This window comes from Lactococcus garvieae subsp. garvieae (assembly GCF_029024465.1).
In the GTDB taxonomy this organism is placed as follows: Bacteria; Bacillota; Bacilli; order Lactobacillales; family Streptococcaceae; genus Lactococcus; species Lactococcus garvieae.
In genome coordinates this window covers 543,025-567,746 of the sequence record NZ_CP118950.1, presented here as the reverse complement: position 1 = coordinate 567,746, position 24,722 = coordinate 543,025, and the positions used below count along the sequence as shown (strand labels likewise).

At 39.4% G+C, this 24,722-nt stretch carries 22 protein-coding genes; 4 read left to right on the top strand and 18 right to left on the bottom strand.

Features of this window, described 5'->3' with window-relative positions; genetic code table 11:
- Nucleotides 1-287: 287 nt before the first annotated feature.
- From PYW30_RS02830 to PYW30_RS02770, 13 genes are all read right to left on the bottom strand, one after another.
- Complete coding sequence (locus tag PYW30_RS02830) at nucleotides 288-1,229, bottom strand: iron-hydroxamate ABC transporter substrate-binding protein (RefSeq protein WP_004258811.1); 942 nt, start codon at nucleotides 1,227-1,229, stop codon at nucleotides 288-290.
- Nucleotides 1,230-1,240: 11 nt separating this feature from the next.
- Nucleotides 1,241-2,179 carry a FecCD family ABC transporter permease gene (locus tag PYW30_RS02825; RefSeq protein WP_004258815.1) on the bottom strand — a complete coding sequence of 313 codons (939 nt, stop codon included), beginning with the start codon at nucleotides 2,177-2,179 and terminating at the stop codon, nucleotides 1,241-1,243.
- A complete protein-coding gene (locus PYW30_RS02820) occupies nucleotides 2,176-3,126 on the bottom strand; it encodes a FecCD family ABC transporter permease (RefSeq protein WP_004258818.1) in 951 nt (316 codons plus the stop codon). The genes PYW30_RS02825 and PYW30_RS02820 overlap by 4 nt, the downstream gene beginning before the upstream one ends.
- Nucleotides 3,116-3,898, bottom strand: a complete 783-nt coding sequence (locus PYW30_RS02815) for an ABC transporter ATP-binding protein (protein ID WP_019292029.1) — start codon at nucleotides 3,896-3,898, stop codon at nucleotides 3,116-3,118. The genes PYW30_RS02820 and PYW30_RS02815 overlap by 11 nt, the downstream gene beginning before the upstream one ends.
- Before the next feature lie 291 nt (nucleotides 3,899-4,189).
- The gene (gene yidD / locus PYW30_RS02810) at nucleotides 4,190-4,456 is read right to left on the bottom strand and encodes a membrane protein insertion efficiency factor YidD (RefSeq protein WP_004258824.1); all 267 of its coding nucleotides are present in this window, start codon (nucleotides 4,454-4,456) and stop codon (nucleotides 4,190-4,192) included.
- 9 nt (nucleotides 4,457-4,465) lie between these two features.
- On the bottom strand, nucleotides 4,466-6,208 hold the full coding sequence (locus tag PYW30_RS02805; protein ID WP_042218831.1) for a 1-deoxy-D-xylulose-5-phosphate synthase: 1,743 nt from the start codon (nucleotides 6,206-6,208) through the stop codon (nucleotides 4,466-4,468).
- A 63-nt stretch (nucleotides 6,209-6,271) separates the two neighbouring features.
- Nucleotides 6,272-7,684: a sensor histidine kinase gene (locus PYW30_RS02800; protein WP_004258828.1), complete on the bottom strand. Its 1,413-nt coding sequence runs from the start codon at nucleotides 7,682-7,684 to the stop codon at nucleotides 6,272-6,274.
- Nucleotides 7,685-7,689: 5 nt separating this feature from the next.
- A complete protein-coding gene (locus tag PYW30_RS02795) occupies nucleotides 7,690-8,358 on the bottom strand; it encodes a response regulator transcription factor (RefSeq protein ID WP_211363280.1) in 669 nt (222 codons plus the stop codon).
- Nucleotides 8,359-8,537: 179 nt separating this feature from the next.
- Nucleotides 8,538-9,518, bottom strand: a complete 981-nt coding sequence (locus PYW30_RS02790; RefSeq protein ID WP_004258832.1) for a LacI family DNA-binding transcriptional regulator — start codon at nucleotides 9,516-9,518, stop codon at nucleotides 8,538-8,540.
- A 26-nt stretch (nucleotides 9,519-9,544) separates the two neighbouring features.
- Nucleotides 9,545-10,210: a beta-phosphoglucomutase gene (gene pgmB, locus PYW30_RS02785; RefSeq protein WP_004258838.1), complete on the bottom strand. Its 666-nt coding sequence runs from the start codon at nucleotides 10,208-10,210 to the stop codon at nucleotides 9,545-9,547.
- Nucleotides 10,203-12,467, bottom strand: coding sequence for a glycoside hydrolase family 65 protein (locus PYW30_RS02780; protein WP_004258841.1), 2,265 nt, complete (start codon nucleotides 12,465-12,467; stop codon nucleotides 10,203-10,205). Before PYW30_RS02780 ends, pgmB begins: the two co-directional genes overlap by 8 nt.
- A gap of 24 nt (nucleotides 12,468-12,491) precedes the next feature.
- On the bottom strand, nucleotides 12,492-14,099 hold the full coding sequence (locus PYW30_RS02775; protein WP_004258846.1) for an alpha-glucosidase: 1,608 nt from the start codon (nucleotides 14,097-14,099) through the stop codon (nucleotides 12,492-12,494).
- A 251-nt stretch (nucleotides 14,100-14,350) separates the two neighbouring features.
- A complete protein-coding gene (locus PYW30_RS02770; protein ID WP_004258850.1) occupies nucleotides 14,351-16,105 on the bottom strand; it encodes a glycoside hydrolase family 13 protein in 1,755 nt (584 codons plus the stop codon).
- A 255-nt stretch (nucleotides 16,106-16,360) separates the two neighbouring features.
- Here PYW30_RS02770 and PYW30_RS02765 point away from each other — a divergent pair, with 255 nt between their 5' ends.
- From PYW30_RS02765 to PYW30_RS02755, 3 genes are all read left to right on the top strand, one after another.
- Nucleotides 16,361-17,596: an extracellular solute-binding protein gene (locus tag PYW30_RS02765; protein ID WP_004258856.1), complete on the top strand. Its 1,236-nt coding sequence runs from the start codon at nucleotides 16,361-16,363 to the stop codon at nucleotides 17,594-17,596.
- A 72-nt stretch (nucleotides 17,597-17,668) separates the two neighbouring features.
- Complete coding sequence (locus PYW30_RS02760) at nucleotides 17,669-19,018, top strand: carbohydrate ABC transporter permease (RefSeq protein ID WP_004258859.1); 1,350 nt, start codon at nucleotides 17,669-17,671, stop codon at nucleotides 19,016-19,018.
- 1 nt (nucleotide 19,019) lies between these two features.
- Entirely contained in the window at nucleotides 19,020-19,874 is an 855-nt protein-coding gene (locus tag PYW30_RS02755; RefSeq protein ID WP_042218836.1) for a sugar ABC transporter permease, read from the top strand.
- Nucleotides 19,875-19,915: 41 nt separating this feature from the next.
- Here the strand turns inward: PYW30_RS02755 and PYW30_RS02750 are convergent, their stop codons facing one another.
- Together PYW30_RS02750 and msrA are read right to left on the bottom strand one after the other, a co-directional pair.
- Nucleotides 19,916-21,286, bottom strand: coding sequence for an LCP family protein (locus PYW30_RS02750; protein WP_004258866.1), 1,371 nt, complete (start codon nucleotides 21,284-21,286; stop codon nucleotides 19,916-19,918).
- Between the two features lie 75 nt (nucleotides 21,287-21,361).
- Nucleotides 21,362-21,904 carry a peptide-methionine (S)-S-oxide reductase MsrA gene (gene msrA, locus PYW30_RS02745; protein WP_004258870.1) on the bottom strand — a complete coding sequence of 181 codons (543 nt, stop codon included), beginning with the start codon at nucleotides 21,902-21,904 and terminating at the stop codon, nucleotides 21,362-21,364.
- Between the two features lie 59 nt (nucleotides 21,905-21,963).
- Between msrA and PYW30_RS02740 the strand changes: the two genes are divergently transcribed.
- A complete protein-coding gene (locus tag PYW30_RS02740) occupies nucleotides 21,964-22,233 on the top strand; it encodes a bacteriocin immunity family protein (RefSeq protein ID WP_004258873.1) in 270 nt (89 codons plus the stop codon).
- 49 nt (nucleotides 22,234-22,282) lie between these two features.
- Here PYW30_RS02740 and PYW30_RS02735 read toward each other — a convergent pair whose 3' ends face one another.
- The 3 genes from PYW30_RS02735 to cmk all read right to left on the bottom strand — a co-directional run bounded on the left by PYW30_RS02735 (nucleotide 22,283) and on the right by cmk (nucleotide 24,704).
- Nucleotides 22,283-23,329 carry a VanZ family protein gene (locus PYW30_RS02735; protein ID WP_004258876.1) on the bottom strand — a complete coding sequence of 349 codons (1,047 nt, stop codon included), beginning with the start codon at nucleotides 23,327-23,329 and terminating at the stop codon, nucleotides 22,283-22,285.
- A 112-nt stretch (nucleotides 23,330-23,441) separates the two neighbouring features.
- The gene (locus PYW30_RS02730) at nucleotides 23,442-23,966 is read right to left on the bottom strand and encodes a GNAT family N-acetyltransferase (protein WP_004258880.1); all 525 of its coding nucleotides are present in this window, start codon (nucleotides 23,964-23,966) and stop codon (nucleotides 23,442-23,444) included.
- A 75-nt stretch (nucleotides 23,967-24,041) separates the two neighbouring features.
- Nucleotides 24,042-24,704: a (d)CMP kinase gene (cmk, locus tag PYW30_RS02725; RefSeq protein ID WP_004258883.1), complete on the bottom strand. Its 663-nt coding sequence runs from the start codon at nucleotides 24,702-24,704 to the stop codon at nucleotides 24,042-24,044.
- Nucleotides 24,705-24,722: the final 18 nt, after the last annotated feature.

Genomic DNA, 24,722 nt, shown 5'->3' with positions numbered 1-24,722 from the left:
AATGTAGTCGACAGCAAAAAGATGAAATCATGGCATTTCATCTTTTTTTTATGAAAAATTTCCTTTTTAAAAAGGATCGTGAAATCCTTTTTTATTTTTTTACATTTGAGCCTTTAACTCATCTACTATATGCTTAATTTCATTATAGCAAAATAAAAGTCTAAAATTTTCTGTTTTGCGTGTTTTCTTGTGAATTTTGGTCAAAAAAGGCGCTTTAGATAACACTATCCTCTTTTTTGTCTAAAAAACTCTTGGAAAATTTTCCAAGAGTTTAGGTGTCCAAATTCTTATTTCGTTTGCTTTAATAGTGCATCTGTATAGTCCGTCAGTTGCGCCATTGAAGCTGTGGGGCCTCCAAAGAAATAAACCTTGTCATAATCCATGGTGATGACATGCCCTTCTTTCACTGCCTTAAGGTTTTTCCACACGGGATTTTTTTGAAGCGCCTCATATTGTGCTTTATCTGCATTTTTGAAGTCAATAAAAATATAGTCTGCATCAAAATCCTTGAGGCTTTCAGCGTTGACTTCTGCATATCCTGTTCCCTTGGATAATTCCGACATTTTTGGAGATTCTTGGAATCCAAGACCACGCGTAAGTGCTTGACCACCACGCGCAAAGTTATCACCATAAGCGTAAATCTTATCGCCTTGGAGCTCTAACAAGGAAATACTTGATTGTGCTGTATCTATGCCTTCCGCTTTAAGTTTTGTTTTTTGTTCTTCAGCTTTTTTGTCAAAAGTTTTGAGAAACTCTTTCTTTTCATCTTCACGGTTTAACAATTTGGCAAAGAAATCCAAAGATTTATCCATGTTATTCAAATCTTGATAGTTAACAAGTACAGTAGGCGCTACTTTTTCATAATCAGAAACTTGTGTTTTATCCACTGTCACAATCAAATCAGGCTTTTGACCAATGAGTTTTTCAATATTAAAGCTTGGCGAACCAAGATCAACCATATTTTCCTTTTGTTTATCTGACAAATAAGGGTTAGGGAAAGCCCAAGAATCCGTTCCAATTACATTTCCGCCTAAAGTTGCAACATCATCCGGGTAATTTTGTACTGCAATACGTTCCGGATGTGAAGGCACTTCTACTTCACCATTCAAGGCAGTGAAGGTTACTTTTTCCTCTTTTTGGGATTGTGATACATCTGAGTTTGAACATGCAGAAAGGCCTAAAAGTCCAACTGCTGCTAAAGCTATAGAATATAATTTAAGGTGTTTCATGAAATCCTCTTTCAAATTTTTTGTATTAAGTATATATAGTAAGGCGCCCCTATGAGAGCAACCACAAAACCAAGCGGTAAACTTGACGGTGCAATAATGATTTGGGATAAACTGTCTGCTAAAAGTAAAATAATCATTGAGACCAAAGCAGTCGCCCAGGCGCGCTTTTTACTTTCAAATCCCACCAGTTCGCGAGCTATGTGTGGTGCAATCAAGCCTATAAAGGCAAGACCGCCAACTAATAAAACGCCAATCGATGCAAAAAGTAGTGCCAATATATAAAATTGCATTTTACTCTTTTTCACATTTAATCCAAGGCTCGTTGCCATTTCTTGACCCAAACTTAGTAAGTCTAGTTCTTTTCGGAAAAAACTGAAAATAAGTAGACCAATGATTAGCAGAACAAAAGCCACACCAATAAACGTTTTATCTGTTTGCCAAATGTCTCCAGATAACCAAACCGCTACTTGTTGAAAATCAAAACGATTGATTGAAAGTTGAGCTAAGGTAATCAGGGCCTGAAAAAGAGCGGTAATGCCTAACCCAATCAGAAGAACCTGGATATTACTTACATTTTTCTTTAGCGCAAGATGATAGAGCAAGGCAAAGGAAAAGAGTCCTCCCAGCAAGGCAAATAAAGGATACATAAAGATCCAAGTTCCTGAAAGTTTCAACCACTGACTAAGAAAAAGGAACAGTACCGCCCCTGCACTGGCACCACTCGTAATTCCGAGTGTACCCGCATCTGCCAAGGGATTGTCCACTACGGTCTGAATAATAAAGCCGGCCATAGCCAAAGCTGTTCCCGCAATAAGCACCACCAGTGTTCTTGGCATTCTAAACTGAGGAATCAATATGGAGAGCAAATCCCAATCTGTCGAAAAGTGCGTCAAATCGATAATAATAAAGGCAAGCAGGAGGAATATTAAAAACAAAAATTTCTTTTTCATTTTTCCTCCTGACTCATCACATAAATGAAGAAAATTGCGCCAAATAAAAGAGTTAAGCTGCCTGCCGGAAATTCATAGGGCTTGAACAAATTACGGGCCAATAAATCTGCTACAAGTAATAACAACACGCCCAATAAATTGCTCATACAGAATCTTTTTAAAAAATGTCCTCCAACAAGCCGTCTCGCTAAATGTGGCGCCATGAGTCCAACAAAACTAATCACACCCACACTCGAAACAGTTACACCACTTGCCAGAGCCACCATGACCATAATCAACAATCTGAGACGATTTACAGAAATACCCAGGCTGGTTGCCATCTCTTCACCAAAGGATAAGACTTTTATCTGATTTGCAAATAAGAGAACCATAGATACAAACAGTACAGACACAACCATTAAAATTTCTAGTTTTAGTGGAGTGATCCCTGAAAATGAACCCACAATCCATAAAAAATAGGACTGCATATTTTTACTATAGAAGGTCAAAATACTTGCAAGGCTTGTCGCAAAAAGGCCGACAGATGTGCCCACAAGAACAACTTTCATCGGTTGAAATTTACTTTTAACAGTAAGGACAGCTACCGTAATGAGTGCAATAAATGCTCCTAAGCTTGCAACAACAGTGCCCAACCATCCACCTGTGGAAAGATTGAATACCAAGAGCAGAGCAAGTGCAAAACTTGCTCCACCTGAAATTCCCAATGTGGATATCTCGGCAATAGGATTACCTGTCATACTTTGAACCAAAAGTCCACTACTGGAGAGGAGAACCCCTACAAACACTAAAGCCAATAAGCGCGGTAAACGTAAGTGCAAGACCACACTCTCATGCCAAATCTGGCTGAAACTATAGTTTTGATCACCGAGCATGAGATAAAGGAAAGACAAGACCACAATCACCAACAAAGCGAGTGCAACTTGACAAGAAAACTTGCTAATCTTCATTTTTAACCCCTGTAATCATAAGAGTTTGGCAGAAAAGATCACGCCCTAATCGAACATGTAATCCAAAGCTTTCATGAATAATTTCCTCTGTGAATAATTCTTCCACCGGCCCAGAGGCGAAGATTTCACCCTCTTTTACAATAACTAAATTATCCGCAAAACGTGCCGCATGGTTGAGGTCGTGGATGACATAAACCACTGTTTTGTTCATCTTTTTCGCAAAAGTTTTTAACAGTTTTAAAATATCAAGTTGGTGCAAAAGATCCAGATACGTTGTCGGCTCATCCAAAAGGATAATTTCACTGTCTTGCGCTAAAACCATCGTGATAAAAGCCCGCTGGCGCTGGCCGCCAGAAAGTTGGGCAACTTTTTGGTGACGTAACTCCCAAATCTCGGTCTCCTTCATGACTTGCTCCACAAAGCGCTTGTCTGCTTCCGATAAGTTCTGTTGTGTAAGTTTTTGATGTGGAAAGCGGCCGAGACTAACCAGCTCATACACAGTTATGTCACTCGGGGCTTGCATGGCTTGCGGAAGCAAGGTCAAAATTTTAGCTATTTCTAGATTTTTACGATTAGAAAGGCGTTCTTCCTTATAGATAACTTCCCCTTCATACTTTATTAAACGTCCCAAGGCTTTGAGTAATGTCGACTTTCCTGAGCCATTTATTCCGATAATCGCCGTCGTTTTTCCTTGCTCAATTTCCAAAGATACATCTCTTAGAACTTGTTTTTTACCGTAATATACATTTAAATTTTTTGCCCCAAAATACATGAGTTCTTCCTTTTCAGCTCTAGTCACTCAAAGATGCCAATAATGTCAAATACTTTTTACATATTTAATTAAAGCATACTTTATAAAAGTTAACAAGTAATTTCTAAATTATTTTAAGTCAGATATTTACCCTATCTTGGCCTTTTATCATTTTACTTATAATGTAAGATTTACAAGAGTAAAACCCCCAAGCCCAATGGCTTGAAGGTTGTCCTGTTTACTTATTTTAATTCTATATTTGTTAAAACCTGTTTTGGAAATTCATCCTCATCTCTGATTATAACAAAATTTTCAAGTTTCCTTCTTTTTATCCTCAGGCGTTTCGTAATTTCTCCGCAGCGAAAATTTATCAGGGACCAGGTCATAACCTGGTTTACAGAATGGGTGGCATCGTAAAAGCCGTGAAGTTCCCATTGCAATTCCCTTTGTCGCTCCATGCTTCTCAATCGCTTGAATCATATAATTCGAACAGGTTGGATAATAACGACAAGCCGGCGGTAAAAGAGGGGAAATAAATCTCTGATAACCATGCACAGTTTTGACTAAAACTTTTTTCATTTTTTCCTTTTATTTTAGAGCTTCTAGAATATCTGAAATCATCAGTTCTGGCGTCAAATGATAACGATCATAAAGCTCATCCATCGCAACAGAGTCATTAAACTCTTTCTTTGCGCCAAAATTCAATGTTTTCACACCAAATTGTCCAAGATAACCGGAAACTTTTTGACCAAAACCGCCATCAAGAACGCCATCTTCGATGGTCACAAAGACTTTATGATCCCCTGTTAATTCTTTCAAGGTTTTCTTATCAAGTTCTGCCACAAACATTGGATTAACGAGCGTAGCTTTGATTTTTAATCTTTCCAGTTCTTCTACTACTTTTTGACCGTGACTAAAGAGACCGCCCAAAGCCAGAATGGCAACTTCTTCACCTTTACGTACAATTTCATACTGGGCTTTGCTGAAATCAGTCCGCACGGTTGAACGATTTTCTACACCGTGCTCAGGAATTTGGAGCACCACTGGATGATCTTTTTGTGTCAGTGCCCAATCCAACATTGCTACAAGCTCTTCTTCACTCGTTGGTGCCAAGTAGACCAGATCAGGAATGTTAGAGAGCATACCTATTGCGAAGCTGCCTTGGTGCGTTTTATCCGAACCAGAGATTGAAGCTGATTTCACAATAACTACCGCAGGTTCCTTATTAATTGCCAAGTCATGTAAAAATTGATCGTAAGCACGTTGCATGAAAGTGGAGTTGTGAAAAATCATTGCACGTGCCCCTCCTGCTGCAACCGCTCCGCCAAAAGTTGTCACATATTGTTCAGCAATCCCGGCATCAACATAGTTTTCTGGGTGCTTTTCAGCAAATTCCTTTAGGTTATTCACCATTGGGATCCCACCATTGACTGCGACCAAAGGCATGCCCTCAGCAACTTTTTCTTCCATATAATCGAGAATAATACGGGTATAATTTTTAGCCGAACTTATATTTTTCAAAGAACCGTCTGCTAAGTTGAAAGGAGAACGCCAGTGAAAGGCTTCTTTCATGTCAACAGCAGGCTGATAACCATGTCCTTTTTCGGTATTGATATGTAAAACAATCGGATGATTAATATCCTTGACTTCTTCAAAAAGAGAAATGAGGGCTTCGAGATTATTTCCATCTGCTAAATACTTATAATCTAATCCAAATGCTTTAAATAGATTTTTTGGTGATTGCCCATCTGTTGCACGCAATTCAGCTAATCCTTTATAAATTCCTCCTTGATTTTCAGCGATTGACATTTGGTTATCATTGAGAATGAGGATGAAATTTTTATCGTAAGCACCGGCATTACTGATGGCCTCCAGTGCTAAGCCACCAGAAAGCGACCCATCGCCTAAAATAGCAATAATATTACCTTTTTGTGCTGTTAAATCACGTGCTTTAGCCAGCCCCATCGCATTTGCGACAGAAGTTGAGGTGTGTCCCACAGTGAAGAAATCATGTTCTGATTCATATTGGCTTGTATAACCCGTGATGTCATGAAAATGCCCCTCTTGAAAACCGTGTTTACGCCCTGTGAGAATTTTATGTGGATAAGTTTGGTGGCTTACATCCCAAATAAATTTATCCACAGGCGACTGAAAGACTTTATGCAAAGCGATGGTTAATTCTACGACACCCAGATTTGGTCCTGTATGTCCCCCAATCTGACTGACTTTATTAAGCACCGCTGCTCGAACATCTTGAGCAAGTTCGGTTAATTCAGCAGCACTTAGCTTTTTTAAATCTGCCGGCGCATTTACTTTATCTAAAATAGTCATCTTTGCCTCTTTCTACTCATCGTTCACTTTTATTCATAGTGCATAAGTTTACAATCTATTCTATTACTTTTTGTTCACTTTTGCTGATTTGGGAGATGGGCTTGTCCGTAAACGGACCGTAAATTTTGTACCGCGCGGTTGATTATCCTCAACCGTAATTCTGCCATTATGTGCCTCTGCTATTTGCTGGGCAAGAGATAAGCCAAGACCTAAACCACCTTTTTGTCGTGTTCTTGCTTTATCCACACGGTAGAATCGGTCAAATATTTTTTTCTTATCGGCTGCTGTAATTCCTTCTCCATTATCAGACACACTTAGTAGAAGGGTTGCTCCATTTTTTTGAACATCAACTTGAATTTCACCATTATCGCCTGTATATTTCATGGCATTATCAAACAAAATCGTTAAAAGTTGCTTCACTAAGCTCTGATCTAAACTTAGAGCTCCTTCAAACTTTAAGGAAGTTTTTAAGGTTTTATCAGAACTTTCTGCCAAGAGCTGGTAATTGCTAAAGATGGCTTCAAAGAACTCCTTATCTGTTGGCTCAGGATTTGTTTTAATATTATTGTCCTGCCGTGCCATATTCAACAGATTAGTCGTCAAAAGTCGCATATTACGTACTTCCGAAAGACTCTCTGAGATATTTTCAGATTCTTCAATTATTGTTGCATTAGGATTTTGGAAAAGTAATTCTAAGCGATTTTGTAAAATAGCGAGAGGTGTTCTTAGCTCATGGCTTGCATTTTCGACGAAAGCTTTCTGTTTTTCATAAGCAACCATAACCGGACGCAATGTCCAGTTGGCAAGATACAAGCTAATAATCACAGAAATGAACCAGAACATAACCATTGTTGTAATGATGATAAAATTACTCCGGCTCAAGCTATCTTGAAGCTGATCCACGTTACTAAAAACTTGAATATAAGCAATGTTACTTGCACCATAGGTTGTGTCGAGATTTGATTGGGGCATCGCCAAGGTAACATAACGATAATGCCAGTCGGGTCCATAAGGATTCCGAATAGAAATCGACTTGATTTGTCCTAGGGCATCCTTGTCTAACTTGGCTGTCTTCTCAAGTTGATAACGTACGAGATCGACACGTATGAATTGTTGCTGACTGCTGCTTCCTGGTTTCGTTGTTGCATCAACACTTCCTGTTGGTCCTAAGACATTGCCCTTTTCATCGTACATGACGATACTGTTTGTGGGACTGTAATTGCCTTGATTAATTTCAAATGTCCCTTGATTGACTCCCACCTGGTCAAGGGCCAAAGCTCTTAAAATATCTGGATTAGCTGCTAAGTCCCTTAGGTTTTGGTCGGTGGATTTATAAACCCCACTTGTGAGGACTTGCAAAATAATCACTGTGAGCGCAAAGAAAATGATTGTGAAATCTAGAAAAAAATGAAGGAAATTCTTCCCATCATTTTTCACAATTGGCATCGATTTTATTTTTTCAATTATCTTTTTCATAAAGTTTACCGTAAAATATAGCCGACATTACGCAATGTAGCTAGATTTTGGGCAAAGTCTGTATCTTTAAGTTTTTTACGGATTTTACTCATATAAACTTCAACTACGGTTACTGTCGTGTCACTGTCAAACCCCCAAATGCGGTCAAAGATTTGTTCTTTAGGCAAGATGACATTTTGATTTTGCATCAGATAACCGACAAGATCAAACTCTTTACCGATTAATTCCACTGGTGTGTCATTCACAAAGGCTGACTTATTGGTCAAATTCAAACGCACATTGCCATAAGAAAGACCATTTGCATCTTCAAGTTTTCCTGTACGTTTTAAGAGCGCCTGAATACGCGCTTTCAACTCATCAAGATAGAAAGGTTTTGTCAAATAATCATCTGCGCCAACATCAAAGCCGTGCATTTTATCGTCTAAAGACTCTTTGGCAGTCATGATTAAGACTGGTGTATCGATATTCTGATCACGTAGTTCTTTGAGTACTTCGAACCCATTTTTCTCCGGCAACATTAAGTCTAAGAGGATTAAATCATAAATCCCCATTTCTGCTTCATAAAGTCCTTCTTCGCCATCAAAGACTTGCTTTACCTCAGCAAAAGATTTCAAGAAATCGTAAACTGATTTTGACAAAGAGAGGTCGTCTTCCACTAATAATATTTTAATCATCGCATCCATCTTTCTTACACTAACGGGAAAATTCAAACGAGAAATTTACCCATCCTTCCCTTTATTTTACACTATTATGACCTTTTTTTCTTATTTAAAGCTAAAAGAAGAGGAAAGCCAGCCCTTTTTTTGAAATTTACTCATTATAAAACAGTGAAGAGGTTCTTCACTGTTTTTCTTTACTCTTTTTCTTTAGGTGCTGTCGTTTCTCTTAAAATCAACTCGAAAGGAATAATCGTTTTATCATGGAAGGCTTCATCATTTTGTGTCAGCCCGAGAAATTTCTCGACGGTTGCAGCGCCAAGACGTACGATATTGATGTCAAAAGTTGTCAGATAAGGGTGAACAAGCGTTGAAAAGGCAGAGTTGTTGTAAGTAATAACACTGACATCTTCCGGTACTTTCACACCTTGCTCTGACAAGCGAGAAATTACTTTCAAAGCCAAGACTTCATCCATAACAACAAGTCCTGTTTCATTTTTCAAGGTCATGTTTTCTTCAAAAACAAGCAAATTCGGCTTACTTTGTTTTTTCAGCATCTCATCTTGATAGCCCTGATAGCGTTCCTCAAACACTTCTCCGTCTTTCGTATCGGTCACAAAAGAAATCTCTGAATGCCCCAACTCCATCAAGTACCTGGTCGCCTCATGCCCCATCAAAACATTGTCGTTATCCACATGTGTAATTTCATTTTGCTTTTCTGTTGGGGTGCCTAAGAGGACGAAAGGAATTTTGTTGTCAAAAAGGTAATTACGTACACTGTCTGCTTTCCCAGCATAAAGGACAATAAAACCGTCCACACGCTTCTCAGAATACATTAGTTCAACCTGCTGTTTCAGCTCGCTCTCTTGGTAGCCAGTCACAACAGCAATGGAAACATCGTATTTGCGTGCTGTTTCATTAATCGATGTCAAAACCTTCATATAGAAAGGTTGGTTTGATTTGTCTTCAACAGGCGGGAAGACAACTCCAATCGTATTGGATTTCCCTGACGCTAGAATCTGAGCCGCCACATTGCGTGTGTAGCCGAGTTCTTGCATTGCTTTTCTTACTTTAACTTTTGTCTTCTCACTGATTTCCGAACTGTCTTTGAGAACACGGCTAACTGTTGAAGCATTCACACCCGCTTTTTTTGCTACATCTTTTATCGTAACGGCCATATACTATCTCCTGATTCTACTCTCTTCTACTTATTTTCCCAAACTTTTGTTAATAATTCAAGAGACAGACTGTTTGTGTTTGAAACTAAAGCAATATCCGTTCCTAAGTCTTCAGCAGAACCCACACCTATAGGGAGTGCACCTGCTGCTTTTATCGCTGCAATACCCGCCTGTGCATCTTCAATTCCTATGCATAAAGTAATGGGAACACCAACACCGGCGGCAGCCGCCAAAAAGATATCTGGTGCAGGTTTTGAGGCTGCAACTTTTGCAGGGTCAGCGATAGCATCAAAATAAGTGCTCAATCCCATTGCCTCAAGAAGAAACGGACCATTTTTTGAGGCAGAAGCCAAAGCAATTTTGATATTTTTAGCACGTAAATCTTTCAGCAAATCTAATATCCCAGGATAAATATCATCTGGCCCTACCTTTTGAATCATTTGAACATAGTTTTCATTTTTTTGCTTCGCAAGCTGAGCAAAACTTTCAGCATCATATGTTGCTGCTTTTCCACCAAGCTCCAATATTTTTTTCAAAGAATCTTCGCGTGACACACCTTTTAACTGTTCATTAAAAGTTCTATCCACTCCAGCTATCCCTAACTCTTCAGCCAAAGCTTTCCAAGCTTGAAAATGGTACTCTGCGGTATCCGTAATTACACCATCGAGATCAAATAATACTGCTTTAAACATGCTTCACCTCTACTTCATAGGCGCTTTCCAATTGGACCGGTTCACCATAAACTTCTAAATCAATCGGTGCACCTTTAAGCAATTCTATCTGAAGCGCGTCTCCCACACTGACTTTCAGCAGACGCCCACGATAATTAATACGGAAACTATAAGCTTCCCAAGCTTTGGGGATGAAAGGCGCAAAACTTAACTGACCGTTCCACGTTTTCATTTGAGCAAAGCCTTGTACAATCGCCAACCAAGACCCCGTCATTGAGGTGATATGTAAACCGTCTTCGGTATCATTGTTGTAGTTGTCAAGATCCAAACGTGCGGTCCGTTCATACATTTCAACTGCTTTATCTTCCATTCCAAGTTCGGCAGCTAAAATTGCGTGAATAGATGGAGAAAGTGAGCTTTCGTGGACCGTTAAAGGTTCATAAAAGTTAAAGTTACGACGTTTTTCCTCTAAGCTATAGCGGTTGCCAAAGAAATAAATCCCCTGTAAAACGTCTGCTTGCTTAATATATGGCGAGCGCAAGATACGATCCCATGACCAGTTTTGGTTCAAAGGCAGGTGCTTAGGATTCAAGTCCGCTACTGGTGTCAAATCCTTGTCCAAAAAGCCATCATGCTGGACAAAAATTCCTAACTCTTCATCTGTCGGATAATACATATGAGCAGTGATGTCCCTCCACTGCGATAACTCTTCTGTCGAAACCTGTAAATCGGGGCGAGGGTATTTCTTCAAACTTTCCATTGTATAATTCAAAACCCAAGTTGCCAAAGTGTTGGTATACCAGTTGTTATTGATATTATTTTCATATTCATTTGGTCCTGTAACACCATGAATCATGTAAGCTTTTTGTCGCTCTGAATAGTGAACACGGTCTGCCCAGAAGCGTGAAATTTCTACAAGCACTTCAAGGCCCTCCTGGGCCAAATAAGTTTCATCACCCGTATAATTGCTGTAATTATAAATGGCATAAGCTATAGCGCCATTACGGTGAATTTCCTCAAAAGTGATTTCCCATTCATTATGACACTCAATACCTGTGAAAGTTACCATTGGATAAAGCGCTCCAGCCAAACCTTGTTGTCTTGCATTGTGTTGAGCTTGGGGCAACTGTTTGTGACGATAGTGTAATAAGTTTTGCGTCACTTGCTGATCCGCTAAGGAGAGATAAAGCGGAACTGCATAGGCTTCTGTATCCCAGTAAGTTGCTCCTCCATATTTCTCCCCTGTAAAGCCTTTAGGGCCAATATTCAGACGTTCGTCTTCACCATAGTAAGTTGCAAAAAGTTGGAAGAGATTAAAACGAATGCCTTGTTGTGCTTGATCAGAACCTTTAATTTCAACATCCGCAAGTTCCCAACGTTCGCCCCAAGCTTCTGCATGCTCTTGTAAAAGTTGTGCATAAGATTTCGCCTGAATGGCTTCTTCTAGACTTGTTAAAGCTTCATGCATTACAGCTAAATCACTATAATCACGGCTCGTCAGAACAAGCACACGTTTTTCAAAATGTAGTGTTTCCTGTTCGACAATTGCTTCATGGTAATTCATAACTTTTTCTTCTTGGATTTCTTGTCCTTGTGCTTGAAAATCCCCCTTGAAACTTTGCCCTGCCAGTACGGTAAATTGTTCTACACCAAAGGGATTAGCAATCGTTTGATTGGCAATATAAGTCCCTTCTTTATCGCCACCTTTATCCAAAACAGTCCAGAATTTTTCTTCGTAATTTGAATCTTCATTGTGCACATCAGCATCAATAAATGAAGCCGTACGCACTTTGTGCGGTTGACCATCCACACTAGAGAATGTGAAAGAGAAGACAGCTAATTCAGGATGAACAATAGACATAAAACGGTCAACAGAAACAGCAACGCCAGCTTTTTCATAAGAATAAGTGAGAACAGCTTTTTGCATATCTAAGGAAAGGTGGAAATGAGTGATGCTATCAGTATAAAGATCAACTTCTTCGTCATCAATAAAAAGTGAGACCCCCGAGAAGTTCAACGCATTAATTGCCTTACCAAAATATTCTGGGTAACCATTTTTCCACCAGCCCACACGCGTTTTGTCTGGAAACCAAACGCCTGCTATATATGTACCTTGATGGTGGTCGCCTGAGTACTTTTCTGAAAAATTTCCACGCATTCCCATGTAACCATTCCCGATTGAGGTTAAGGATTCTTGAAGACGGCGTTCTTCCTTTTCTAATGTATTAGATTGAATATGCCAAGGCTCAATTTCCATAATTCTGCTGATTTTTTTCATCTTTTTTCCTATCTTTTTCTTTTCTTATTTTTTCTTAAACACTTGATATTCCCAAGGAAGGAAAGTCATCTTTTTTTCCAGTTTTCTTGGATGGCTTCCTAAAATATGCTGATAACCTTCTATTTCTAGTTTGTTAAAGTCCAGATGTGCTTTTTTAGTACCTAAATTTGTAATAATCAAAAATGAATCACGTTCGTAAACAAAGGCTGTCAAATGTCGCTCAAACCAAAATTTTATTGACCCACGCGCAATGTCATCTTCCTCATGGCGAAGGCGGATTAAGACTTTGTACAAATCGATAAGTTCCTGCGACTTTTCTGTGTTTACTTCCTTATAATTTGGATGAATCGGCATCCAAGGCTCGCCACTGGTAAATCCTGCGTTTTGGGTCGCATCCCATTGCATTGGTGTGCGAGAGTGGTCTCTACTGTTTGCCATCACTTTATCCAAGGCTTCACTTTCAGTCATTCCCTCAGAGATCAAGACTTCATAGGCCTGCTTGATTTCAGTAGCATCTGTCTGGGTGATAGTTGTAAAAGGAAAATTACGCATTCCAATTTCCTGTCCCTGATAGATAAAGGGTGTCCCTCTGAGCAGCATATAAGAGACGGCTAAAGCTTTAGCCGATGCGATGCTGCCATCGCCGAAGCAACTGATCACTCGCGGTTGGTCATGATTTTCCAAATAAAGTGCATTCCACCCTCGTGTAAGCATATCCTTCTGCCAACGTATAATTGTCTTTTTGTAACCATACATCCAGCCACGCCCTGCGTGTCCCTTCTGACGTACGTTGTGTTCCAATTCAAAAATCATCTTAAGATAGCCAGAACTTGCATCCGTCCAATCAGGCGCCTCAGTTGAAGTCACACCTGAAGCTTCCCCGACCGTTAAAGCACCATATTGGTCAAATATTTCTTTTAAATCAGCCATATAATCTTCAATACCCGACACGTTCATAAAAGGCTGCCAAGGGTCGTTTCCTCTTGACGACTTGATAGTGAAGGACCAATCTTCTTTTTGAATATGAGAAATGGCATCCAAACGAAAACCATCTATACCTAATTCCAACCACCATTTAATCATCGCATAGATTTCTTGACGCACTTGGGGATTCTTCCAGTTTAAGTCCGGTTGTTCTTTCGCAAAGACATGAAAATATGCTTGGTGAGTCTGTTCATCATAAGTCCAAGTTGAGCCCCCAAAGAAAGATTGCCACTCGTTCGGCATTTTTTCGGGCCTTGCATCTGCCCAGTGATAATAATCTCGATAGGGATTGTCCTTTGATTTTTGACTTTCAATAAACCAAGGATGCTGATCGGAAGTATGATTAACAACCAAGTCCATAATCACTTTCAAGCCATTCTCATGCGCTTTTTGCAGAAGTTCTTTTAAGTCTTCTAAGCTACCAAAGCGCGCATCAATACTATAAAAATCGGCAATATCGTAGCCCCCATCCACTTGTGGACTTGTATAAATGGGGTTAAGCCAAATAAAATCTATCCCCAAATCTTTCAAGTAAGGTAACTTTTCGATAATTCCCTGTAAATCCCCCATACCATCGCCATTACTGTCTTTAAAAGACTTGGGATAAATCTGGTAACCTGTCCAATTCGCAAAATCGTCTTTTTTCATTTTTTTCCTTTTGATTCTCTCTTGAAATTAAAGCCAGTCCTTCGAAAACAATTCATAGAGTCAGAAAGACATTTGCCTATTATTCTGCTTAAGTATTTACTCTAGAGGTTGCCATGTGCCCACTCACTCGAACCTGCGGGGCCTTTTCTCTATTATGTCAAAATTTTTCCATATAAAAAGCAATATCTGGGCAGAACTATCTTTTGGAAGAATGCGCGATTGCTTCATCGCTAACTCTTGTTTAATTTCTACTATTTATAAATTATAAAGCCGTTTTTCTGAACGTGACTGTCTTCAGCTAAGTGGGCCAATACTATTTCTCCCTCTTCAACACTGACCGGCTGTGCCCCCTTATTAAAGACTGCCTTAAGCTCGCCACGTACCAGTTTCACTACTCCTTTACTGTCATCAACACACTGCCATTCTAAATCAGATTGACTAAGTGTTTCTGCATATTCTTTACGGAAAGCTACCAAGGCTTTGAAGAAAGCAAACATTTCTAAGTCTTGATGTTCTTCAGTCCAAGGCATGCATTTACGGCAGTCTGGATCCGCACCACCATCTAGCCCATATTCGTCCCCGTAATAGATACATGGCACACCGGGCTGGAGATACATGAAGGCTTGAACTTGTTTTACTAAATCTTTACTTCCTTTGGCTTGTGTTAAAAGACGTGGTGTGTCATGAGAATCTAAGATGTTAAACATAACTTGATTCGTTTGTTGACGGTAAAGCATAAGCTGAGCATTAATTGCCGAAACCATTTGTTCTAAACTTAAATCTTCTTTCACAAAAGTATCAATAATCGCATTGGTATAAGCATAGTTCATCACTGCTGAAAACTCATCACCAACAAGCCAAGGTTGTGCTGAATGCCAAACTTCTCCTAAAATGTAGAAGTCTTCCTTCGCTGCATCACATGTCGTACGGAACTTCTTCCAAAAGGCATGATCGACTTCGTCTGCTACGTCTAAACGCCACGCATCAATATCACACTCCTTGATCCAGTATTCTGCAATATTGAGCAAATACTCTTGCACTTCTGGATTGGCAGTATTTAATTTCGGCATATGTGGTGTAAAAGCAAATGTATCGTAAGTTGCAGTTTCAGAAACTTCAAAATCCTCGGTTGGTGTATAGCTTGCTGGCCATTCGTTAACATGGAACCAATCTGCATATTTTGAATTTTCTTGATGCTTAAGAACGTCTTGCCACTGCGGGCTGGTATCACCAATATGATTAAAGACCGCGTCAAGCATTACTTTAATTCCACGTTGATGCGCTTCTTTAACTAAGGTCTTAAAAATATCCAAATCACCAAAATACTGGTCAATTTTTAAATAATCTTCCGTATCATACTTGTGATTAGAATAGGCTTGAAAAACAGGGGTAAAGTAAATACCGTTCACGCCTAAGTCAGTCAGATGGTCCAAATGATCGATTACACCTTGGAGATCACCACCATATAAGTCTTGGCGGTCAGGAGATTCAGTCGGATCCCATTCTTTCACTCCTACGGGATTAATCGCTGGGTTTCCATTAGCAAATCGTTCAGGGAATATTTGATACCAAACTGTATTTTTAACCCAATCAGGAGCCTTAAACCGATCCACTTCATGGAAGAAAGGCATACGAAATGCTGCATATTTTTTTGTGAGTAATTCTACTTCGTAAGGAAGAATACCAGAGTCACTATAGACAACCTTTTCTCCATCACGGCTCGTGATCACGAACAAGTAGTCCATACGCTTATGCGGAACACTAACCTCTGTCACGTAGAAGTCACTTTCTGCTGTGGATAAACCATGCTTCATTTCTACTTCTTGATAATCCCAAACCATTTCTGGTTCCTCATCCCGTTTTACAAACATATAAGGGTCACCATAGATCAATGCAACACTTTGAATATCGTCATGTGCCACACGTAAACGGATATGAATGGTTTCCTCAGTATAGAGATAAGCAAATTCTGATTCTGGACGGTGATAAATGGCTGCTTTATTCATGAATAAATACCTCTTTTTTTCTTGTTTTTTTCATTTTAGCACAAGCTCATCTTTTTGCGCAACCGTTTGCAGTATGTTTTTTTCTAGAAAATAAAAAACCAATGTAAATCTTTCTATAGTATACAGCTATAACATGTATATACCAACACATACAGTAATCAAATTGTAATAAGTTTGCACTTGACAAAACGGAAGCGTTTGCATAAAATAGAATTACAAATTAGAATAATTATTTTCATTAGGAGGAAATATTTTATGAACACATGGAAAAAAATCGCTCTGAGTAGCGTTTCTCTGATTGCTCTTGCTAGCCTCGCTGCTTGTGGGAATAGTAAGGACAGTGGAAGCACAACTTCTGCATCTTCAGATGCTAAAGACCATAAAGGTGCAGTTAAACTCTGGGTTGATCCAGCAAATGTTGCTTCTTATAAAGATTTAATTAAAAACTTCAACAAAGAATATCCAAACATTAAAGTTACTGTCACACAGTCTCCAAATGGTTCTGCAAATGCAAAGCAAGATGTGAGTAAAGACCCTAGCCAAGCCGCAGATGTCTTTAAAGTACCAAACGACCAGTTGGGGGCCATGGCTGAAGCAGGCTACATCAATCCTCTTTCGCCATCAGCAACAGACTGGGTAAAATCAAATGATATCTCTATCGCTGTTGATGCTGTCTCTTGGAAAGGTAAACTCTACGCTTATCCACAAGATGAACAATCAAATATTGTTTACTATAATAAAGCAAAATTTAGCGAAGCTCCAAAAGATTGGGCAGATTTTACAGCAGAAACACCAATTGGAACAGATTTTACAAACTCATACAACTGGTATCCTGTATTCCTAGCGAATGGAACACAGCTCTTCGGTAAAGATGGCGAAACAGTTGACGGTACAGATGCAAATACTAAAGCGGGTGTTCAAGCGATGACTTGGTTTGCGCAACAAAAAGCAAATCCTGGCGTTAAACAATCTGGTACAGCCCTTCTGGCCGACCTTAAATCTGGTAAAACACAAGCGATTCTTGATGGCCCATGGGATGGTAGCACAGTGAAAGAAATCCTTGGCGACAACTTTGGTGCAACAACCTTACCAACTGCTGATTTTGGATCTGGCTCTAAACAAATGCAAGCCTTCTCCGGTGTCGGCACACTGGCTGTGAATTCACAATCTGAAGATCCTGTCGCTGCCTCTGCTTTAGCTCAGTATTTATCAAACACTGAATCACAATTGGCACTTTATAAAGCCAACAATGCAATCCCAGTTTCAAAAGAAGCCCAAAAAGATTCTGAAGTTGCAAAAGATCCTGTAGCTCTTGCAGTAATCAAACAAGTAGAAAACGATACATTAATGCCTAAGATGCCACAAATGGCAACATTCTGGAACTTGGCTGCCCCACTTATCGAAAATGCCTACACAGGTAAAACTCCAGCTACACAATACCAAGCACAACTTGATAATTTCGTAAAATCAATCTCATCAGCTACTGAATAATTTTTGATTAACTTAAGGGGATTGGGCTCATCCTAATCCTCTTATTTTTTTATATACAAAAGGGTAAAATATATGTTTAAAAAGAAAATTAAACCATCTCCTGAAGCAACATACAAAGAGGTATGGCGTGAGGGTGATATTTTCACAAAACTCAGCTTCTTCATCATGGGTTTAGCGCAATTAAAAAATAAACAATGGCTCAAGGGGCTTAGCTTCCTTATCATCGAAATTGTCTTCCTTTTCTGGCTTATCTTCAATGGCATTAGCTCCATCAGTCTTCTGAGCAGTCTTGGACATGTCAAAACTAAACAAGTCGTTTTTGATGAAGCACGACAAATTTATGTCACCCAACAACCTGATAACTCCATGCTCATCCTCCTTTTTGGGGTCATGTCCTTAGTGCTCATTGCAATGGTTGCAGTTATCTATATCACAAGCCTCCGTTCCACACGTCATCTCTATGTCTTGAATCGTGACGGAGAACATATCCCTACGACTATGGAGGATTTGGCAACACTTTTAGACAGTCGTCTCCATTACACACTGATGGCGATTCCCTTACTCGGGATTTTAGTTTTCACAATTGCGCCTTTACTTTTCATGATCACCATTGCTTTTACCAATTTTAATCAAGATCATCCCATCGGATTTTCTTGGACGGGTTTTGCTTCATTTGGTGAGATTCTGACAGGGAACATCGCTGGAACTTTCTTCCCTGTCTTAGGCTGGACCCTCGTTTGGGCTGTGGCTGCGACAGCGACAACCTTCTTCTTTGGCGTCTTGCTTGCTCTTTTGATTGAATCATCCGGAATTAAATTTAAAGCTTTCTGGCGGACACTCTTTGTTATTGTTATGGCTGTTCCTTCTTTTGTTTCACTCTTAATGATGAATATGTTCTTGGACAACAATGGGCCACTCAACAGCTGGCTTCAAAGTATTGGCCTTATCGACCACCCTATTCCATTTTTAATGGATCCTTTGCTAGCGAAGTTTTCTGTTATCGGCGTTAATATGTGGATTGGTATTCCTGTTTCCATGCTAATTTCAACAGCCATTATCCAAAACTTGCCTACAGATCAGATTGAAGCCGCTAAAATTGATGGTGCCAACAGTTTTGATATTTTCCGTTCTATTACTTTCCCTCAAATTTTGTTCGTTATGACCCCTGCCTTAATTCAACAATTTATCGGGAACATTAATAACTTCAACGTTATTTTCCTCTTGACTGGTGGTGGCCCACTGAACGCAGAATACTTCCAAGCGGGTTCCACTGACTTATTGATTACCTGGCTTTACAGCTTAACCATGAAGTCAATCCCAAGTTATAACATCGCCTCAGCTATTGGTATCGTTATCTTTATCATCTCAGCTACAGCTTCATTGTTCGCTTACCGCCGTACAAACGCTTTTAAGGAGGGCTAAAATGAAATCATATAAACGCCAACGTCAAGCTTCACTAGTACTCAGATACTTACTCTTGACCTTACTTGCAATCATCTGGATTTTTCCAATTGTCTGGATTATCCTTACCAGCTTTTCTAAAAATAACACCGGTTTTGTCTCAACATTCATTCCCCAACAGTGGACTCTGGATAATTTTACTGGTATTTTCAATAACCCGGTTTATCCTTACGGCCATTGGCTCCTCAACACGTTTGTCATTGCTGTTATCTGTGCAGTTGTTAACACACTGATTACTACTGTTATGTCTTATGTATTGTCACGTTTACGGTTCAAATTTCGCAAACCTTTCCTACAGTTAGCGCTCATCATTGGCATGTTCCCAGGTATCATGGCAATGATTGCTCTCTATTACATTCTCAAATCATTCAATATGACCAACTTAGTTGGACTGACTTTAATTTATATAGGCGGCTCTGGTTTAGGCTTCTATATCTTTAAAGGTTTCCTTGATACAATACCTGCTTCAATTGATGAAGCAGCTGTAATTGATGGTGCAACCAAATGGCAAATTTTCACCAAAATTACCTTGCCTTTGTCAAAACCAATGATTGTTTACACCTCACTCACTGCTTTTATTGCACCTTGGCTTGATTTCCTTTTTGCGAGTGTTATCTTAGGGGGAGGCGATCCTAAATCGCGGACCATTGCCTATGGTTTGCAAAATATGATGACCAACTCCAGAGGTTCCTCCGCAACAAACTTTACCCAATTTGTTGCAGGCTGTGTGATCATCGCCATTCCTATCACTATTCTCTTCATCGTGATGCAAAAATTCTATGTTAAAGGAATCACTGCTGGTGCAGATAAAGGATAGCATACTAAAAAAGCACTCAACCTAGAGTTGAATGCTTTTTTCTATTGTCCTAAAAGTTCTTGTGCTTTGGCACTATACTTATTCATATCAATGAGGATACCTGAACCTCCATACATATCATAGGCAGATTGCCAATCATTGTCCGATGGGATGGTTGTGTTTTCTATACCACCAAACATTGCCGGTAAAGCTTTTGTTAGCAGGAATGTGTTGGGAAGATTAGTCATTGTAACAGCTCGAGCTGTACCCATGGCACTTGCACCCGTAAAGAGTGTCAACGGATTTTTAACTTTCGATGTGAGAGTTTGCATCACTTGTTGTTGACGTTGTACACGTCCAAAGTCTCCTTGATCATCGTGGCGGAAACGTGCATAGTTCAAAAGTGTGCGTCCATCCATTCGTTGTGGACCTTGCTTAATCATCATAAAGATCCCTCCACCATCAGGATAGCCCAAAGCTGCGGCTTCTTCTGCACTCAGTTGCTTATCGTTTTTAGCCATTCCTTCTGTTTCCGCTAAATCATCCGGTACCGGGACTTCGTCAAACTTTTGACCATTAATTGTGGCGAATTTGGCATCAATCTGTACTCCACCAGGGAACATCGAGTCAATCACTGTTGCAAAACTTGAGAAATCAACCACAGCGTAATATTTAGCATTTATACCAAAATTTTGCTGCAAGGTTTGACGCACGAGTTCAACACCTTGATTCTCATTTTGCTCACCAATCGTAAAGGCTGCATTAAGCTTCATATTAGGACCTTGGCTTGCATCACCGACCCCTGGAATGTTAACCAAAGTATCACGCATAAAGCTCACCAATTGCATTTTGCCGCTCCTGCCAATATTCAAGACCATAATACTGTCTGAATGCGCCACGCCTGAGCTTTGTCCTGGGCGCTGATCCGCACCTAATAGAAGGATATTGACTGAGCCATCAGCATTGGCAGCACCATTGAATTGTTCGGCTTTGATTGCGCCGCCTTCTCGACTAATCCCTCGCTGATAACCATAAATGAAGAAACCAATCATAATCAAGATCAGTGCAATTAAGAGAAAGAAAATACGCTTGATCCATCTTTTCTTTTTCTTTGGTTTTTTACTTGCTGTTTCCTCAGATGTTTCATCATTAATATTCTCTTCTGCACGCCGGCTTTCTTTCTTTTTCCCACGTTGGGATAAAAATGCTGCGGGTGCTGAATCTAAAGAACGGCTGGATCTGCTTCGTCTCTCAGGAGAAGAACTTTCAGACTGTGCGCGCTCTTCTTCCAAGTCAGCCGCATATTCTTCTTCAAGCGCCTGCCATCCTTCTATTTCTTCTACTAATTCATAATATTCTTGCTTTTCGCGTTCACTTAAATAAGCTTTATTTGCCCTTAAGTATTCAAAACGTTTTTGTTTATTATCTTTCATTATCTGTCTATTATATCATGATTTTTATTTTTGATAAAAGTCTTTTATAATTGTCAGCAAAAAAGAGGGTTTTTCTTAACCTTTTTTGCCAAAAAATTTATTTCTGAAGCGCTTCACTTTCAGAAACTGTTCACGCGCTTTGTGCATCTGTTTATATCTTTTAGGATTCTTTTTATAAAAATCTTGGTGATAATCTTCAGCTGGCCAAAATGTTTGCGCATTTTCTATAGGAACAATGATAGGTTTATCCCAAAGTCCCGACTCCGACAATTCCAGCTTACTTTTCTCTGCAGCTTGACGTTGCTCCTCATTTTCAACATAAATAGCTGGTCTATAATTATTGCCACGATCGTAAAATTGTCCTTCTCCATCTGTGGGATCAATAAGACTCCAGTAAATTTCCAGTAAGGCATCGTAAGAAATAACCGTATTTTCAAAAATTATCTCCACAGCTTCAGTGTGCCCCGTATATTTGCCGGATACTTCATCATATGTCGGATCATCAACATGACCGCCAGTATAACCGCTGGTGACAGACAGTATACCTGGACGTGTTTCAAAAGGCTCAACCATACACCAGAAACATCCCCCAGCAAAAATTGCAATTTCTTTACTCATAGCTCTTCCTCCAAGCACATTATAGCACAATGAAAAGGCTTGCATGCTATAATTTAACTATGAAAAAACCATTAAATCAAACTGAAATATTGAATGAAATGTACAATTTAATCTTGAGTAAACATATCCGAGAGTGGGAACGCACTTTAATATTGGAAGCTAAAAATCGCATTGAAAATCAGGGAAATCTTGAAGAAGCTCTAGCCCAATTAGAGGCTCAATTACGCCCACTCGCTCTTCGCTACAATTTAACGCCTATGACAACCGAGTTTTATAACAAAATCTCCAATTCGCGCTTGTTTGGCCCTGGTGTCGGTCATCGTTTATAAATACGCCTCTTTAAAATAAAAAACGTTAGTCCGACTAACGTTTTTTATTTTAAATTTCTTTTGCACTTAACTCTGTTTGACTCAAGCGTTCATACCACAACTTTCGTGTACGTGAAAGTGTGGCAAAGAGAATGTCTAATAGAGGCAACAGAAGAAGAATTAACGAGAGGACGATCATTAAGAAATTTTGCCCCAATTCATTTTGTGGAATGTAGCTTGAGCGTTGCAAGAAATAAAACAAAAGAGCAACTATCCCAAAATTAACAAAAGATAAGAGTTGCCGACTTAAAATCTTCCAACGGCTCCCCCCTATCCTTATCTTAAGAAGTTTTTGACCAAAAGTGACACCAAAAAGGACTGGAATCCCCACAAAAGTAATAAGCATTGCTATATAGAAATGAGGCACAAAGTTTGAAAGGAAATTTGCTAAAACAAAATCTACGCCAAAGGCAATACTCCGCCGTATCATCCCAATCTGAGCCGGAATAGCTTGTTTGGCATCCAAATCTGGTAAAACCTTAACAAGTAGGCAAGCAATCCCAAAGCCAAGCAAACTTCCTAGCGTATTAATCATTAAATCATCTACATCAAAAAGACGATAAGGACGAGGATAAAGACCAAAAAGGGCCGAACGCTGTAAAAGTTCAAATGATAAGGTGAGCATGAAACTCCACACTAAGGTTTGAGAAAAGTTGCGCTTAAAGAGATAACGTAAATATATCCCAAAAGGCAACGTCAAAAGAAGATTAAAAAAGGGTTGGATAAAACTTGGTGCTTTCAAGGCCATTATCCATGTAGAAGAATCGTTAAGTACCAGTGGGTTGTAAGCGATGAACTGACGTACAAATTCAAAGGGAACAAGATTTTGCTTGGGACCTGCCATCTGTGCAACCTGTGCTACATCCGGCAAAGGAAAAATAGTCATCGCATAAGCACAAACTATATAGAGGACAAAAGAAAAATTGACGATAAAACGCCAGGGGTTTACACGTCCATATTTACGGTATTGAACAATCATATAAGGAATAAGGCTCAGCAAGAAAAAAACAAAGAAGAGCAGTACACCTATTTGAATAGCATGGAGATAAGTAAGCATAGAAATCCTTTTAAAAATTTTTTATTTTATTATAACAAAATTTATAAACGGAGACTGTGAGACAGCTTAAACTAAGGCGAAATTGATACCGGTAATACTGCTCATGCTCTGTTTACACACCAAAGGCCTGCGCGTATTTGATACAGCCCGAAACATTTTTTAGTGCATCTGCTTGTAAAGGACGAATCATAAAGGCTTCTGCTGGAACTTCAAATGGCGCTGTGACCTTATATTTTTCAGCAGGGACATAGCCAAAACGAGAATAATATTGCGGATGCCCCAGAATACTTATATAAGGGAATTCTTGTTGAACGGCACGCTTTTCTAACTCTTTCAGTAATTTTTCTCCTACTTTTTTACCTTGCCAAGACGGTAAAACAGCTAATGGCGCAAGAACCAGTCCTGTAAAACTTTCTTTAGCGTTGATAATTTCGACTTCACTGAGTAAACCATAACCAATAATTCTTGCTCCCTCCGTGGCGACAACTTCTAAACCCTCAACATAGCTATGCTCTGTCCGAATCTTTTCCACGAGCTCTGCCTCGTTACCATAACCGTGTTCGGACGAGCTAAAGGATTGACGAATTACCTGCTCAACTTCTTTATAGTCTTTTCGCCTAATACTTCTTATTTCCAACTTTTATCTCCTTCATTATAGAATAGAAAAAAACGGAATACTTTTACTCCGTTTGTTGCTTTAAAATTTGACTGATTACAAGAGTTCTCGTGCTTTTTCTTCGATGAAACCTGCCACTTGATCAATCGTTTTTCCTGTACTGTCTAGTAAAATAGCATCCTCTGCTTGTTTTAGAGGTGAAACCGCTCGGGTACTGTCTTTACGGTCACGTTCAGCGATTTCCACTTTGAGTTCTTCCAAATCAGTAGGAATATTTTTTTGTATATTTTCTTTATAACGTCGCTCTGCTCGTTCATCCACAGAAGCCACAAGGAAAATCTTCAAATCCGCATGCGGTAGGACAACCGTACCAATATCACGCCCATCCATGATAATGCCACCTTCATCAGCAATACGTTGTTGCTCAGCAACTAAAAATTCCCGTACTGGAGCGAGAGCAGATATTTTGGAAACATTCTGTGTTACTTCGTTTGTACGAATAATCTTAGTAATATCCTCTGTTCCTAAAAACACCAGCTGTCCGTCGGCAGTATTTTTAAAGAAAATTGGTTTTTTCTTAATCACATCGATAATTTTTTGAGGATCCTCCGTTTTGTTTTGGAGGGCAACTAATGTTGCAGCACGGTACATCGCACCTGTATCTAAATAGATAATCCCAAGATTTTGTGCAACGATTTTAGCGACAGTTGATTTTCCGCTTGAAGCGGGCCCATCAACAGCAATTTGTAACTTTATCATGTTTCTTTCCTATATAGT

Excerpts from the sequence above, each read along its gene's own strand:
- PYW30_RS02830 (WP_004258811.1), bottom strand. The coding sequence starts at position 1,229 with ATGAAACACCTTAAATTATATTCTATAGCTTTAGCAGCAGTTGGACTT.
- PYW30_RS02825 (WP_004258815.1), bottom strand. The coding sequence starts at position 2,179 with ATGAAAAAGAAATTTTTGTTTTTAATATTCCTCCTGCTTGCCTTTATT.
- PYW30_RS02820 (WP_004258818.1), bottom strand. The coding sequence starts at position 3,126 with ATGAAGATTAGCAAGTTTTCTTGTCAAGTTGCACTCGCTTTGTTGGTG.
- PYW30_RS02815 (WP_019292029.1), bottom strand. The coding sequence starts at position 3,898 with ATGTATTTTGGGGCAAAAAATTTAAATGTATATTACGGTAAAAAACAA.
- yidD (WP_004258824.1), bottom strand. The coding sequence starts at position 4,456 with ATGAAAAAAGTTTTAGTCAAAACTGTGCATGGTTATCAGAGATTTATT.
- PYW30_RS02805 (WP_042218831.1), bottom strand. The coding sequence starts at position 6,208 with ATGACTATTTTAGATAAAGTAAATGCGCCGGCAGATTTAAAAAAGCTA.
- PYW30_RS02800 (WP_004258828.1), bottom strand. The coding sequence starts at position 7,684 with ATGAAAAAGATAATTGAAAAAATAAAATCGATGCCAATTGTGAAAAAT.
- PYW30_RS02795 (WP_211363280.1), bottom strand. The coding sequence starts at position 8,358 with ATGATTAAAATATTATTAGTGGAAGACGACCTCTCTTTGTCAAAATCA.
- PYW30_RS02790 (WP_004258832.1), bottom strand. The coding sequence starts at position 9,518 with ATGGCCGTTACGATAAAAGATGTAGCAAAAAAAGCGGGTGTGAATGCT.
- pgmB (WP_004258838.1), bottom strand. The coding sequence starts at position 10,210 with ATGTTTAAAGCAGTATTATTTGATCTCGATGGTGTAATTACGGATACC.
- PYW30_RS02780 (WP_004258841.1), bottom strand. The coding sequence starts at position 12,467 with ATGAAAAAAATCAGCAGAATTATGGAAATTGAGCCTTGGCATATTCAA.
- PYW30_RS02775 (WP_004258846.1), bottom strand. The coding sequence starts at position 14,099 with ATGAAAAAAGACGATTTTGCGAATTGGACAGGTTACCAGATTTATCCC.
- PYW30_RS02770 (WP_004258850.1), bottom strand. The coding sequence starts at position 16,105 with ATGAATAAAGCAGCCATTTATCACCGTCCAGAATCAGAATTTGCTTAT.
- PYW30_RS02765 (WP_004258856.1), top strand. The coding sequence starts at position 16,361 with ATGAACACATGGAAAAAAATCGCTCTGAGTAGCGTTTCTCTGATTGCT.
- PYW30_RS02760 (WP_004258859.1), top strand. The coding sequence starts at position 17,669 with ATGTTTAAAAAGAAAATTAAACCATCTCCTGAAGCAACATACAAAGAG.
- PYW30_RS02755 (WP_042218836.1), top strand. The coding sequence starts at position 19,020 with ATGAAATCATATAAACGCCAACGTCAAGCTTCACTAGTACTCAGATAC.
- PYW30_RS02750 (WP_004258866.1), bottom strand. The coding sequence starts at position 21,286 with ATGAAAGATAATAAACAAAAACGTTTTGAATACTTAAGGGCAAATAAA.
- msrA (WP_004258870.1), bottom strand. The coding sequence starts at position 21,904 with ATGAGTAAAGAAATTGCAATTTTTGCTGGGGGATGTTTCTGGTGTATG.
- PYW30_RS02740 (WP_004258873.1), top strand. The coding sequence starts at position 21,964 with ATGAAAAAACCATTAAATCAAACTGAAATATTGAATGAAATGTACAAT.
- PYW30_RS02735 (WP_004258876.1), bottom strand. The coding sequence starts at position 23,329 with ATGCTTACTTATCTCCATGCTATTCAAATAGGTGTACTGCTCTTCTTT.
- cmk (WP_004258883.1), bottom strand. The coding sequence starts at position 24,704 with ATGATAAAGTTACAAATTGCTGTTGATGGGCCCGCTTCAAGCGGAAAA.